Genomic DNA, 13,386 nt, shown 5'->3' with positions numbered 1-13,386 from the left:
CCATGAAGGCACCAGTCATCTCCTCATGGTTCGGGCGCGGACAGGTCGCCGCTCCGCCCGATATCGAAAGCGCCGCCCTGCGATCGGATCGCTTTCGTCTGGAACGCGAAGGCGATTGGCGCAGGTTGGAAGATATCGTCCGGCGCATGGAAGGCGGAGGGCTGAAGCGCATTGCCGACGACGATCTGATCGCGTTGCCCGCGCTTTATCGCACCGCTGCATCGAGCCTTGCCGTGGCGCGCGAGACCAGCCTCGATGCGGCCACGCTCGCCTATCTCGAAGCGCTGGTGCAGCGCGCATGGTTCCAGGTCTATGGCCCGCGGCAGGGCTTCGTGCGCTGGCTGAAAGACTTTCTGCTGGGCGGCTGGAGCCGCGCGGTGCGGGCGTTGTGGCTGGATATCTGCATCGCGCTGTTCGTGATGGTCGCAGGCGCAATCGTCGGCTGGCTGCTGGTCGCCTCGGACGAGGCGTGGTTCTATCGCCTGTTCCCCGCTGGTGCAGGTGAGACCCGCGTGCCGGGGGCAAGCCGCGAGGAATTGCTCAAGACGCTCGCCACGGAAGACAGCGCAATGGGACTGTCGGCCTTCGCCGCGCAGCTGTTCAGCAACAATTCTGCCGTGTGCATCCTTGCCTTCGCGCTGGGCTTTGCCTTCGGCATCCCTTCGCTGATGCTGCTGGTGCATAATCTCGCCATGCTGGGCGCGTTGTTGTGGCTGTTCGATGGACAGGGACTGGTCGTGGAGCTGGCCGCGTGGCTTTCGGTCCATGGCACGACCGAGCTGTTCGGCATCCTGCTGTCGGGCGCCGCGGGGCTGCATATAGGACGCAGCATGGCCTTTCCGGGCAACCTGCCGGTGCTCGAAGCGGCCGCGGCAGCGGGGCGACGCTCTGCGGTGGTGATGGTCGGCGTAGTGATCATGATGATCATTGCCGCCCTGCTTGAAGCCTTCCCGCGCCAGCTGGTCGATGGCGCGGACAGCCGGTTCGTGATCGGGGGGACGATGCTGACCTTCTGGCTCGCCTATTTCTTCCTCTACCGCCCGCGCCCGTCAGGCGATGCAACGCTCCCGGAGGCCGGATGAGCCCCACCGCAGCCATTCCGGCCCGGTCATCTGCCCTTGCGAGGGACAACCGCCGCACGCGCACGCTGATCACGCCCGAGGGGCTGGCTTTGCCGATCACCATCGCCTCTCGCGGGAGCCGGGCCGCGGCGCTGGTGATCGACGTGATGATCGTCGTGTTCAGTCTGGTCATCTTCTATCTCGTGCTGCTGTGGGTCGCGGGCGGGCTGCTTGATAGCACCAAGATCAGCGCCGATGGGCCGCCAGGCGGCGCGACGGAGTTCCTGCTGGTGATCTTCTCCCTGATCGGGTTCGCCACCTGGTATGGCTATTTCCTGGTGCAGGAACTCGGCCCGCGCGGCGCGACACTGGGCAAACGGATGGTCGGCATCCGCATCGCCGCACGGGGCAGCGCCCGCCTGACCCCCGAAGCGGTGATTGCCCGCAACCTGTTGCGCGATATCGAGATCTTCTATCCGCTGGTCACGCTGTTCACACTGCTGGCGCTCAGCAATGCGGGCGAGGACATCGGCCCGCTAGGCTGGGTGATGACGGCTTGGTTCGTGCTGTTCCTGCTGTTCCCGTTCTTCAACCGTGACCGCTTGCGCGCCGGCGATATCGTCGCCGGGACATGGGTGGTCGAACGAACGCGCACCGCGCTGGCCGACGCGCTGTCGACCAAGGGGGCCGCAGCCGCCGAGGGTGCGAGCGAGCTGACCGGGGTGCGCTACAGCTTTGGCGATGCAGAACTTGCGGTCTATGGCGAGAAGGAATTGCAGACGCTGGAACGGATGCTGCGCGATGCCCAGCCCGAGGCGCTGAAGGCGGTTCACGACACGATCTGCCGCAAAATCGGCTGGCAGCCCGGCGCGGGCGACGAGCGGGCTTTCCTTGAAGCCTTCTATGCGCAATTGCGCGCCAGGCTCGAAGCCGACATGCGGTTCGGCAAACGCAAGGCGGACAAGTACTCATGATGATTGATCGCAGGTTCTTCATTGGCGGCAGCCTCGCGCTGGGGGCTTCGGCCTGCATTCCGCCCGACCAGAGCCCGATCGGACGGCTCGCCGCCGAACTGCGCATCATCGAGGCAGCAGGCGGCGGCACGCTGGGGGTCGAGATCTATGATACGGTCAGTGGGATGGCGGTCGGCATCAACCGGGATCGCCGCTTTGGCCATGCCTCCTCGTTCAAGTTCTCGCTCGCCGCACTGCTGCTGCAACGCCATGCGGCAGGGCTGATCGATGCCGACAGACGCGTGACGTGGAGCGAGGCGGATCTGCTTGCCCATGCCCCCTTCACCCGCGAACGACTGGCGACCGGCGCGACCTTGCGCGAACTGGCGCGGGCGACGCAGGTCACCTCGGACAATCCGGCGGCCAATATCCTGCTGCGCAATCTGGGCGGCCCAGCCGGATTGACCGCCTTCTGGCGGAGCATCGGCGACGAAGTCAGCCGGGTCGATCGTTACGAGCCGGAGATGAACAACGTCCCCACGGCCGAATTCCGCGACACCACCACCCCTGCCGCCATGGCCCGCACCGTGGCGAAGATCGTCTATGGCGACGTCCTGCCCGAGGCCGAGCGGGCCGAATTGAAGCGCTGGATGGTCGAGACGCAGACCGGCCTCAAGCGTGTCCGTGCGGGTCTGCCCGAAGGCTGGGTGGCGGGCGACAAGACCGGCACCAGCGGGCTGATTGGCGGAACGGAGTATAACTACATCGACATCGGGTTTGCCGAAGGGCCGAAAGGCCAGCCGCCACTCACTTTCGCCTGCTATTTCCGGGCCCGTCAGTCCGAAGATTCCATGCAACCCATCGGCGAATTGACCCTGTCCCGCGTGGGCAAGGTGATCAAGGAATTCGCCGAGCCGGAGCGCGGGTTGCCGATCGTGGGGAAGATCTACTGACCGGGTTCCCCCTCCCTTGGGGGAGGGGGTCAGGGGGTGGGGGCTACCACCTCCCAGAGGGCAGAGCCCCCATCCCCAACCCCTTCCCCAAGGGGAAGGAGCTTTAGTGATCGGGCGTCGCCGAGGCCTTCTCCTCGCCGCCGAAGATCGCGACTTCGTTGACCCCTGCGCTGGTCGCCCGGCCGCGATACATGCCGGTGGTGTTGAAGCTGAAGATCGCTTCGCCATCGGGCGTGACGAGGATCACCCCGCCATCGCCGCCCAATCGCGCCACATCGTCCATGACTTCGTCGGCGATGGTTTGCGCGGTTATCGTCGGCTCGTTTGTTGCGGGCGGGAATATGCCCAGCGCTGCCAGCCCCTGTCTGAAAAGCTCGTTCATACTCAACTGCGCGCAAATCTCGTGCGCCACACCGACCCGGATGAAATACTCGCCCCACCCTGTCGCCGACACCGCGCAGGCGCGATTATCCGCATAGGTCCCCGCGCCGATCAGCGGCGCATCGCCCACCCGGCCCCAGCGCTTGCCGGTCATCCCGCCGGTCGAGGTGCCAGCCGCAAGGTTGCCGTTCTGGTCGAGCGCCACTGCGCCCACCGTGCCGAACTTGTGATCGACATCCAGCGCCGAAAGCTGCTTGGCCTTCATCCGCTCCAGCGCCTCGCGCCGCGCAGGCGTGGCGAAATATTCGGGCGGGGTGACGGCAAAGCCCTTTTCCAGCGCGAAAGCCTCCGCGCCCGCGCCCATCAGGAACACATGCTCGCTGTCGGTGCGGACCTTATCGGCGAGCAGGATCGGGTTCTTGACCGTCTTCACCCCGGCAATTGCGCCCGCGCTGCGATCCCGCCCGTCCATAATAGAGGCGTCCAACTCGTTCGTCCCCTCCCAGGTGAACACCGCGCCTTTGCCGGCGTTGAACAGCGGCGAATCCTCCATGATGATCACCGCCGCCTTGACCGCGTCCATCGCATCGCCGCCATCGCTGAGCACCTTCGCGCCCGCATCAAGCGCCTTCTGCAAGGCGGCCTCGTATTCGGCGCGCTTTTCCGGCGTCATCTTGTCGGGATCGAGCGTCCCCGCACCGCCGTGGATCGCGAGCGACCATTTGGGGGCTTCCTCGGCCAGCGCGGGTTGAGACAGGAGGGCGAGGGCAAGCGCAGCGATGAGTTTCTTCATGGCAGCAAGGCATAACGCGGCCCTGCGGCTTTCGCCAGCTTAACAGCACGCCCCGCACAGGCTAGGGCGCGCGCCATGATCTACCGTCCCGCCACACTCGAAGATGCGCCCGCGCTCGCAGCTCTCGGCGCAGAGACCTTCATCGCCGCCTTCGGCCACCTCTACACGCCGCAAGACCTCGCCGCCTTTCTGGCGCAGGTGCACAGCCCCGGCCCGGTCGCCGCAGAAATCGCCGGGAGCGAATGCACGCATTGTCTGGTCGAGGATGCGGGCGCGCTGGTGGCCTATTGCAAGCTGCGCCACCCCAGCCACTACACCGCGCTCAGCGGTGCGCGCGATCCGATCGAACTTGGCCAGCTCTATTGCCTGCCGACCCATACCGGCCATGGCATCGGCGCGAAACTGATGGACTGGACGCTGGCACAGGCGCGCGCGGGCGGGCATGATGCGGTGCTGCTCAGCGTTTATTCGGAAAACTTCGGCGCCCAGCGGTTCTACCAGCGGTATGGCTTTGCCAAGATCGCCGACATCACCTTCAAGGTGGGAGACCACCTTGACCCGGAATTCCTCTACGAGCTCAAACTCTAGCTTGCGATGAAATCGCCGAGCAGGCGCAGCGCATCCTTCGCCTCGCGGGTGGGGAGGATCGCCATGAAGACGTGCGGCGCGGCTTCGTATTCATAGAGCTTCGCATCAACCCCGGCAGCGCGCAGTCGGCCAAGGAAGCTGCGCGAATCGATAATGAACAGGTCATGCCGCCCGGTCCAGATGCGGGTCGGCGGGAGCAATGCGAGATATTCCATCGGGGTGTAGAGCGGGCTGACGGCAGGATCGTCCATCGCCCGCCCCGCAGCCACCAGCCCCCCGCAGGCACGCAAGGTTCCGATCTTGAGCATCACGTCATGCGGCTCGACTGCAGCAATCGCCGGGTCCGCCAGCCCCAGATCGAGCCAGGGCGCGAACAGCGCCAGCTTGCCGGGTGTCGGCCCGCCTGCCGCTGCCAGCCGCAAGGCCAGCGCCAGCGCCATATGCCCCCCCGCAGAATCGCCATTGAGGATGATCCGCGCCGGATCGTGCCGCGCCGCCAGATCCGCCCACGCCGCATCGGCCAGCGCATCCTGCGCGGCATAGCTTGCTTCCGGCACCACCGGGTAAAGCGGCACGGTGACGCTGATGCCGCACACCTTCACCATCTCCGCCACCAGCGGCCAGTGGACCTTGAACATCGGCTTCACGAACCCGCCGCCGTGGAAATAGAGCATGTGCCACGCGCGCTCACCAGTTTGGGGCCCTGATTTCGGATGCAGCGTCACCACCTTGTGCCCCAGCAGCTCGCGCTCCTCGACGGCAAAGCGCTTGCGAAACCCCTCGGGCATCGGCGCGTCGAGCGGCAGCTTGCGGCCCGCCATGGTCGCATGAAAGCCCGCCTCGTCGAGCGGGAAGACCGGAGTCTGCCGGCTCACCACCCATTTGATTGCCCGCATCAGCAGGCTCGGCGATGCAGAGCGCAGTTCGATTGCGGTGTCGGTCAGCATGGTCTCCCCCTCTCGCCGCGCAGACTGACGCGATGCCTTGGCAAGTCAAGCGCGCGGGTCATTGCTCCGTCACGCGCGCGCGGCTATATGCGCTCCCATGTCCAGCATCCGTCCCTGGCGCACCATCGAGCGCCGCAAATGTCGCCAGATCATGGTCGGGAATGTCCCCGTCGGCGGTGATGCTCCCATCACTGTGCAGACCATGACCAACACCCCGACCGAGGACGTGAAGGCGACCCTCGATCAGATCCGACGGTGCGAGGAAGTGGGCGCGGACATTATCCGCGTGTCCTGCCCGACCGAGGAATCGACCCGCGATTTCAAGAAGATCACCCGCGGCGCGCGCATTCCCATCGTTGCCGACATCCATTTCCACTACAAGCGCGCCCTTGAAGCCGCCGACGCGGGCGCGGCCTGTCTGCGCATCAACCCGGGCAATATCGGCTCGGCCGACCGCGTTGCCGAAGTGGTGCGCGCCGCCAAGGCCAATGGCTGCGCCATCCGCATTGGGGTGAACGCCGGGAGCCTCGAAAAAGACCTGCTCGAAAAATATGGCGAGCCCTGCCCCGAAGCGCTGATCGAAAGCGCATTGGATCACATCAAGCTGTTGCAGGATCACGATTTCCACGAATTCAAAGTGGCGGTGAAGGCCTCAGACGTGTTCCTCGCCGTGGCGGCCTATCATGGCCTTGCGGAAACGGTCGATTGCCCGCTGCACCTCGGCATCACCGAGGCGGGCGGGCTGATCGGCGGCACGGTGAAGTCGAGCATCGGCATGGGCAGCCTGCTGTGGGCCGGAATTGGCGACACCATCCGCGTCAGCCTGTCGGCAGAGCCCGAAGAAGAGATCAAGGTCGGGTACCACATGCTGAAGGCCCTGGGCCTGCGCACGCGCGGGGTCAGGGTGGTATCCTGCCCTTCCTGCTCGCGGCAGGGCTTTGACGTGATCCGCACGGTCGAAACGCTCGAAAAGCGGCTTGAACACATCAAGACACCAATGAGCCTTTCAGTGCTCGGCTGCGTGGTCAACGGACCCGGCGAAGCGCGCGAGACCGATATCGGTCTGACCGGCGGCGGCAATGGCAAGCACATGGTCTACCTCAGCGGCATGAAGGCCCATGCGATCGACGACGAGGCGATGCTCGATCACATCGTCAAGCTGGTCGAGGAAAAGGCCGCTGCCATCGAGCGGGGCGAGGCCACCGCCTTCGATCCCCACGCGACTCCCGCCGAAGCCGCCGAGTGATCCGCGCTCTGATTGCGGCCAGCACGGCGCTGGCGCTCGCCGCCTGTGCAGGCGGGCCGGAGCCCAAGTCCGCTGCTGCTGCCCATCCCGAGGCGAAGTCCTACGCCGTTTCGCCCGATGCCATGGGCGATGTCGACGCCGCACTTGCCCGCGCCGGTGCCAATGGCACGCGGGTGCTGCTGGTGATGGGCGGCAATTGGTGTCATGATAGCCGCGCACTCGCCGGATGGCTGGAAACCCCGCGTTTCACCGCACTGGTAGCGGACAAGTACGAGCTGGTGTTCGTCAATGTCGGCCTGCCGCAGACGGGCGACGGGCATAACCTTGCCGTTCCCCGGCGCTTTGGCCTTGCCGAGATGGCAGGCACTCCCGCGCTGCTGGTGCTGACTGCTGAAGGGCAGGCGGTGAACCTCGACACCGCCGCCAACTGGCGCAATGCGGCGAGCCGCAGCGAGGATGCGATTTTCGCCGAACTGACTGCGCTGGCGGAGGCCCCCTCGCCGATCGCTCCATGATCGAAGCCCTGCTGCTCGCCATCGCGTTGGCAATGGACGCCTTTGCCGTCGCCTTGACCCAAGGCGCACGATTCCGCCCGACGATGGTGGGCGGCGTGTCCATCGCGCTCACCTTCGGGGTGTTTCAGGCGATGATGCCGCTGATCGGCTGGGGGGTCGGCGCGGTCGCCTTCGCCTATATCGAAGCGGTCGATCACTGGATCGCCTTCGGGCTGCTCACCTTCCTCGGGGTACGGATGCTGGGCGGGCATGTCGGCGAGGAGGAGGCTGCCAATGAGTTGACCGGCAAGGCGCTGCTGATCGCGGGCGTTGCAACCAGCGTGGATGCGCTGGCAGCAGGCATTACCTTGCCGACGCTCGATGTCCCGCCTTGGCTTGCGGTGGCGGTGATCGGGCTCGTTACCTTCGCGCTGAGCGGGGCTGGCGTGTTTCTGGGCCGGATCGCAGGCGACCGCTGGGGCGCATGGGCCGAACGGGCGGGCGGCGTTATCCTGATCGCGCTGGGTTGCAAGATCCTTGCGGAACATACAGGCTGGCTGCCGGGTTGAGAGCGCGATGCTCCACGTCGTCCACCATGCCGATTACGCCGTAAGGCATGGGGCCCCGCCCCCGGAACGCGGCACCTTCAAGTTCGACAAATACTATCTCGTGATGGAGGAATTGCGCGCCAGCGGCGCCGCGATCACCGAACACGCGCCGCAGCCCATGCCCCGCGAATGGTTGGAAGCGGTGCATTGCCCCGATTATGTCGATCAGGTGTTCCGTGCCGCAGTCCCGCGCGAGAAGGAGCGGCGGATCGGCTTTCCCGTCACCCCGGCAATCACCTCGCGCGTACGTCATACCAACGGTGGGACATGGCTCGCAGCGCAATTGGCCCGCCAGCACGGCTACGCCGCCAACTCCGCCGCCGGAAGCCACCATGCGCTGCATGACACCGGAGCGGGCTATTGCGTTTTCAACGATCTGGCGGTCGCCGCCAACCGGTTGATCGCGGAACGGGACGCGGCCCGCGTGCTGATCGTCGATTGCGACGTGCATCAGGGCGACGGCACCGCCAGCCTCACCGCCGGGCGCGAGGACATTTTCACTCTCTCGCTCCATGCCGAAAAGAATTTTCCGGTTCGAAAGGCGCGTTCCAGCCGCGATGTCGGCCTGCCTGACGGGGTAGACGATGATGGCTACATGGAGGCCCTCACGCGCCACCTTCCCGAAGTGCTGGCTGACTTCGCGCCCGATTTCGTGCTCTATCAGGCAGGCGTCGATCCGCACGCCGAGGACAAGCTGGGGCGCCTTGCCCTGTCCGATGAAGGTCTGGCCTTGCGCGACCGCTTCGTGATCGCCGAAAGCCGTCGGCGCGGCCTGCCCGTCGCCAGCGCGCTGGGCGGCGGATACGGCGATGATCCGCGCATCGTCGCTGCCCGCCATGCCGCCTCGATGCTGACGATGGCGGACGAAAACCGGCGCTGGCCTCAGAAATAGATATCGATGTAGTCGGTCAGCCCGTCGCACCATTCGAAATGACGCAAGCGGTAATACTTGCGGTTCTGCGTAATCTCGAATCGCCAATCGCCAAAAGCGCGGCAGATGCGTCCCTGATCAGGCGTGTCGAGGATCGTGAGATTGCCGGTCAACTGGAAATACTTGTCCCCGACCTCGCTGATGAAACCGTCCACGCTGACATAGGCACCTGCTGCAGTGCTGTGCGTGCCCATAAGCGTCCACTGCCCGGTGGCCGTATCCACCAGCACCCGCACCTCCCCGCGCGCCGGGCCTGCGATCCATTGCAGGCTCATCCCGCGGTTGTTGATCAGCCGGGTCAAATCCTCCACGCTGATGACCTTGGTCGGCATCGCGGCGAGGGCGTTGTCATCCTCGTCATTGTGGTAATGCTCGACCGGGGGAACCTCGGCTTCCTGCGCCACGAGCGGCACAGCGACCAGCGCGAGACCTGCAGCCAGCACGCCGCCTGCCTTGACGATTACGGCCTTCATCGCCTTTGCTCCTTCGCCACCCAAGCCATTCCTATCGCAAGCGGCGAAGCGATTGAAAAGACGCTTCAGAACGATCTTGCCCGGCGCCAGCGCCATGAAACGAGGCACAGCTGCGACAAAACGCGCGCTTGCGCCAATTGCGTTATTGGGAACGCGACGCTGCCGGTTTACGTTACGGCGCAATGCAGCGTCGCGACATTCTGAAAGGCACTCTGGCAGCCGGGGCAGCACTCGCCCTGCCCGCGCGCGTATTTGCCTCGGTTGCGCCCGGAAGCCCGCGCGACCGCATCCTGTTCGACATCGCCCAGCGCGAACTGGCGCGGGCGGGTGATGCGATCTGGAAGCGCGACATCGTGGCCATTGCCGATTTCGGCCTGCATTCGGCCAAGCCGCGTTTTCATTTCGTGAATCTCGACCGGGGCGAGGTGCAGTCCTACCATGTCAGCCACGGGCAGGGCTCCGACCCGCAGCATGACGGCTGGCTGAAGCAGTTCTCCAACACCGAAGGCTCCAACGCCACCAGCCGCGGGGCCTACGTGACCTGGGAGTGGTACAAGGGGCGCTATGGCACCTCGGTCCGCCTCGGCGGACTTGACCAGAGCAACGAGGCGGCGCTGCGCCGCTACATCGTGATGCACCGTGCCGATTATGCCGAGAGCGCCCACCTTGAAAAGTGGGGCCGGCTCGGGCGCTCCAACGGCTGCTTTGCCATGGGCGAGGAACAGTTCCGCATCGCGCTGATGCACCTTTCAGGCGGGCGGCTGCTTTTCGCCGATTCGCTCGGTCTGGAAGAGGACGGCAGCATCCAGCCGCTCCCCGAACTGGCGCGCTACGAACGCAAGTCGCTCGACTTCGGCACCGCCCCGGCCGCCAGCGCTTACTGAGGCGTGGCATACAGGGGCGGCTTCGGCACTCCGGCAACACGGCTGGCCGCTACTGCCTCTGCTATTGCCCCGGCAAGTATCGCCGCGGGAGTGGTCGGCACTGGTTCGCTGATGTTTTTATATGTCATTGCCGCCAGCTTTGGTGGGGCCTTCTCCGCGACATCGCTTGAGGACCTTCTGAGTTTCCTTGTCGTCGGCGGCGCTGCGATAGCGTTGGGTTCGATCGGCGGCACCTTCATGGTGGCCTTCTACCTCGCGATATTCGGCCTGCCGGTCGCTCTATTGCTGGGCGAGCGCATCCGCACGCCAGCAGGACTGCTCGTCGCGATGATCACCGGGCTGGCCGCAGCCTACGTCGCGGCGCGCTGGATGTGGGGATTGCCCGGCGTCTCGGGCGAACCGTCGCACTGGGAGGAGGCGCTTGCCTTGTCCTGCTTCGTCCTGCCCGCAGCGTGGTTCTACCGGCGACAGGTCATCGCCATGCTCGACGAATTGCCCCCCGCCTAGCTGTCCCTGAGATCATCCTCGATCACGATCACCTCGTCGGTCGGCACATAAGTCCGTTCGCGCACGCGCGGCTTGTCGAGGCTCGCCAACACCTTGGTGTCACGGCCATAGATGTCCTTGAAGGTCGCCATCTCGCCGTTGATGTCGGTCGCCATGGTGAAGTAGGTGATATAGGCGGGCCACTGCTTTTCCAGCATCACCTTGGTGTACTTGCCCGAGGTCGAGATGGCGACGGCCTCGTCCTTGGTCGCGCCCTTGCCGAGGATTGCCATCGTCATCGCCAGCTCCAGCGCGCGTTCGGTGCGCACGCAGCCGTGGCTCAGCGCGCGAAATTCGTTCGCGAACAGATGACGCGAGGGCGTGTCATGGAAGAAGATCGCATGGGGATTGGGCATCTCCAGCTTCATCAGCCCCAGCGAATTGCCCGGCCCCGGCTGCTGCACCACGGTGATATAGCCGTTCGCGCCCCTGGTCGCGACATAGCCGTTGCGTTTCGCCCAGGCGGGGTTGGCGAGCACCTTGGCCCCCAGTCCTTCGCCTTTGACGATCGACTGCGGCACGGTCCAGGTCGGGTTGAACACCACGCCTTCGACCATTTCAGCGAGCTGCGGCGTGGCAGTGCGCCCCGGCTTGCCGACGATGGTGCGATAGGTGCGGATAATCTGGTCCTTCACCGTCAAGCGCAGCTGGAACTCCGGCACGTTGGTGATGAGATATTGCGGACCGAGATCGCGCGCCAGCCAGCGCCAGCGATCCATATTGGCGCGGATCAGCTTGTGCCGGGCTGTGTTGCTGGCAGGTGTCTTTGCCAGCTCGTCGCGCAGCCGCGCGTAATCGGGATGGGTCGGATTGAGCTTGGCCAGCGTCCCGGCAATGTCCCCGCTTGCCAAAGCCTCGGCCAGAATATCGCCGGTGCGATAACGTTCGCGGTCGGGATCGACCACGAACCACTGTTCGCGCGCTTCCATGGGCGTGCGACCGTCGCGCAGATCCTCGACCAGCCACACGAAGCTTTGCGAGGCGAGCTGATTCAATTCATCCGAAGGCCCGGACGCCAGCGCGACCTTGAGTGGTTCGAGATCATAATCTGCAGGATCAAGGCCCTCAGCCCCGATACCCTCGATCACCGCGACCAGCCGCGCAGCCTGCCCGACGGTCCACGCCTGGACCAGCGGGGCGGGGGTTTCCATGCCGCCCTGCACCACCGGATCGGACACGGTCTGCGGGAAAGCATCGGCGAAGGTTCCACCCGGTTTGGGCATCTCGATCACCAGCGGGCCGCCCTGCTCCTCAGCCTTCATCGGCGGGGTTCCGGGGCGAGGCGTCGCGGCATTCTGCGCCAGCGCAGCACCTGCCAGCAGGACCGCGAGCGCACCGCTGCCTGCCAATGTCACGGAAAACTTCATCGCCATAATGCCTTTTCGCCCCGCGCCCGCCATCACATCGGGGCGCAATCCTGTGCCGCAGCCATAGGCGCAGCGCCCCATATCTATCAACTATCTTGGCTTTCATCTGCATGAATATGCGCAGGCGTGACCTGCGCCGAGAGCGCGCCTATGGACGGCGGCATGACCGCGCGCCATCACGCCTTTCTCCCCTTTGCTGCCGCGTTGGCGGGCGTCGGCTTCCTGTCGCTGATGGACGCTTTCATGAAGGAGGCCGCGCTGATGATCGGGGCCTATACCGCCACGGTGCTGCGCGCCTTCATCGGGGCCGCGCTGATCGCGCCCCTGTGGCTGTCGCGCGGGCCAGCGATGCCGACCAGGGCTGTCTGGAAGCTGCATCTGGAGCGCGGGGTGGTGTCGGCCTTCATGGCGCTGACCTTCTTCTTCGCGCTCACCAGACTGCCGCTGGCCGAAGCGATTGCATTGAGCTTCATCGCGCCGCTGGTGGCGTTATACCTTGCCCGCGTGCTGCTGGGAGAGGAAATCAGCCGCGCGGCCATCGGGGCGAGCGTGCTCGGCTTTGCAGGCACGCTGGTGATTGTCGGCGGACGCATCGGTCAGGGCGAATTCGACGAGCGCGCCGCGCTGGGTGTCGCCTCGCTGTTCGTCTCGGCGCTGCTTTATGCCTACAACTTCATCATCATCCGGCGGCAAGCGCAGGTGGCAGGGCCGCTGGAGATTGCGACCTTCCATAGCGGTATCGGCGGGCTGGTGCTGCTGACCCTTGCTCCGTTCCTGTGGGAAATGCCCTCGGGCGTTGCGCTGATGCCGCTGCTGGCGGCCGGCGCGCTGACGGTGGCAGGCTCGCTATCGATCGCCTGGGCCTATGCCCGAGCCCCGGCAAGCGCGCTGGTGCCGACCGAATATTCCGGCTTCGTCTGGGCGGCACTGTTCGGCTGGCTGTTCTTCCGCGAGGCGGTGACCTGGCCGACGCTGGCGGGAACGGCATTGATCGTGACCGGATGCTGGCTCGCCGCCCGTCCCGCGCGCACTGCCCCGACCGACTTGCCAGCCTGATACCATTTCCCGAGGGCGAATGTCCCTTGGCCCCCTTGACCTCGCGCGCGAGACAGCGCAGGTGCGCGGGCGAAATTTCCGCGCCCTTGGTGGATCGGGGGCGGG

Annotated in this window: 15 protein-coding genes; 11 read left to right on the top strand and 4 right to left on the bottom strand. The window is 65.5% G+C overall.

The annotated features are described in order from the left end of the window. The first annotated feature begins 2 nt into the window (after window positions 1-2). From CHX26_RS04605 to bla, 3 genes are read left to right on the top strand one after another with little or no spacing between them, the layout of a single operon-like run. Complete coding sequence (locus tag CHX26_RS04605; RefSeq protein ID WP_104941364.1) at window positions 3-1,082, top strand: stage II sporulation protein M; 1,080 nt, start codon at window positions 3-5, stop codon at window positions 1,080-1,082. Continuing rightward, complete coding sequence (locus CHX26_RS04600; protein ID WP_104941363.1) at window positions 1,079-2,035, top strand: RDD family protein; 957 nt, start codon at window positions 1,079-1,081, stop codon at window positions 2,033-2,035. Before CHX26_RS04605 ends, CHX26_RS04600 begins: the two co-directional genes overlap by 4 nt. Next, window positions 2,032-2,967, top strand: coding sequence for a class A beta-lactamase (gene bla, locus CHX26_RS04595; RefSeq protein ID WP_104941362.1), 936 nt, complete (start codon window positions 2,032-2,034; stop codon window positions 2,965-2,967). Before CHX26_RS04600 ends, bla begins: the two co-directional genes overlap by 4 nt. A gap of 103 nt (window positions 2,968-3,070) precedes the next feature. On the opposite strand, the gene CHX26_RS04590 is transcribed toward bla, so the two are convergent. Then, a complete protein-coding gene (locus tag CHX26_RS04590; RefSeq protein ID WP_104941361.1) occupies window positions 3,071-4,141 on the bottom strand; it encodes an isoaspartyl peptidase/L-asparaginase family protein in 1,071 nt (356 codons plus the stop codon). A 75-nt stretch (window positions 4,142-4,216) separates the two neighbouring features. Between CHX26_RS04590 and CHX26_RS04585 the strand changes: the two genes are divergently transcribed. After that, complete coding sequence (locus CHX26_RS04585) at window positions 4,217-4,729, top strand: GNAT family N-acetyltransferase (protein WP_104941360.1); 513 nt, start codon at window positions 4,217-4,219, stop codon at window positions 4,727-4,729. Here CHX26_RS04585 and CHX26_RS04580 read toward each other — a convergent pair. Then, window positions 4,726-5,676: an alpha/beta hydrolase gene (locus CHX26_RS04580; RefSeq protein WP_104941359.1), complete on the bottom strand. Its 951-nt coding sequence runs from the start codon at window positions 5,674-5,676 to the stop codon at window positions 4,726-4,728. The genes CHX26_RS04585 and CHX26_RS04580 overlap by 4 nt on opposite strands. 97 nt (window positions 5,677-5,773) lie before the next feature. Here CHX26_RS04580 and ispG point away from each other — a divergent pair, with 97 nt between their 5' ends. From ispG to CHX26_RS04560, 4 genes are read left to right on the top strand one after another with little or no spacing between them, the layout of a single operon-like run. Continuing rightward, on the top strand, window positions 5,774-6,922 hold the full coding sequence (gene ispG, locus CHX26_RS04575) for a flavodoxin-dependent (E)-4-hydroxy-3-methylbut-2-enyl-diphosphate synthase (protein WP_104941358.1): 1,149 nt from the start codon (window positions 5,774-5,776) through the stop codon (window positions 6,920-6,922). Continuing rightward, window positions 6,919-7,437, top strand: a complete 519-nt coding sequence (locus CHX26_RS04570) for a thioredoxin family protein (protein WP_104941357.1) — start codon at window positions 6,919-6,921, stop codon at window positions 7,435-7,437. Before ispG ends, CHX26_RS04570 begins: the two co-directional genes overlap by 4 nt. Beyond that, the gene (locus tag CHX26_RS04565) at window positions 7,434-7,985 is read left to right on the top strand and encodes a manganese efflux pump MntP (RefSeq protein ID WP_199797841.1); all 552 of its coding nucleotides are present in this window, start codon (window positions 7,434-7,436) and stop codon (window positions 7,983-7,985) included. The genes CHX26_RS04570 and CHX26_RS04565 overlap by 4 nt, the downstream gene beginning before the upstream one ends. 7 nt (window positions 7,986-7,992) lie before the next feature. Beyond that, the gene (locus tag CHX26_RS04560; protein ID WP_104941356.1) at window positions 7,993-8,916 is read left to right on the top strand and encodes a histone deacetylase family protein; all 924 of its coding nucleotides are present in this window, start codon (window positions 7,993-7,995) and stop codon (window positions 8,914-8,916) included. Here CHX26_RS04560 and CHX26_RS04555 read toward each other — a convergent pair. After that, a complete protein-coding gene (locus tag CHX26_RS04555) occupies window positions 8,907-9,428 on the bottom strand; it encodes a hypothetical protein (protein WP_146107654.1) in 522 nt (173 codons plus the stop codon). The two genes, CHX26_RS04560 and CHX26_RS04555, sit on opposite strands and share 10 nt — an antisense overlap. A 182-nt stretch (window positions 9,429-9,610) precedes the next feature. On the opposite strand from CHX26_RS04555, the gene CHX26_RS04550 reads away from it, so the two are divergent. Next, window positions 9,611-10,312, top strand: coding sequence for a murein L,D-transpeptidase catalytic domain-containing protein (locus tag CHX26_RS04550; RefSeq protein WP_104941354.1), 702 nt, complete (start codon window positions 9,611-9,613; stop codon window positions 10,310-10,312). Between the two features lie 111 nt (window positions 10,313-10,423). Further along, entirely contained in the window at window positions 10,424-10,819 is a 396-nt protein-coding gene (locus CHX26_RS04545) for a hypothetical protein (RefSeq protein ID WP_172449698.1), read from the top strand. Here the strand turns inward: CHX26_RS04545 and CHX26_RS04540 are convergent. Beyond that, complete coding sequence (locus tag CHX26_RS04540; RefSeq protein ID WP_104943254.1) at window positions 10,816-12,225, bottom strand: L,D-transpeptidase family protein; 1,410 nt, start codon at window positions 12,223-12,225, stop codon at window positions 10,816-10,818. The two genes, CHX26_RS04545 and CHX26_RS04540, sit on opposite strands and share 4 nt — an antisense overlap. 162 nt (window positions 12,226-12,387) lie before the next feature. Between CHX26_RS04540 and CHX26_RS04535 the strand changes: the two genes are divergently transcribed. Continuing rightward, window positions 12,388-13,281, top strand: a complete 894-nt coding sequence (locus CHX26_RS04535; RefSeq protein WP_172449696.1) for a DMT family transporter — start codon at window positions 12,388-12,390, stop codon at window positions 13,279-13,281. The last annotated feature ends 105 nt before the right edge of the window (window positions 13,282-13,386 follow it).

This window comes from Porphyrobacter sp. HT-58-2, from assembly GCF_002952215.1.
Lineage (GTDB): Bacteria > Pseudomonadota > Alphaproteobacteria > Sphingomonadales > Sphingomonadaceae > Erythrobacter.
The sequence above is the reverse complement of the archived record's forward strand: the minus strand, read 5'-3'. Positions and strand labels throughout refer to the sequence as shown.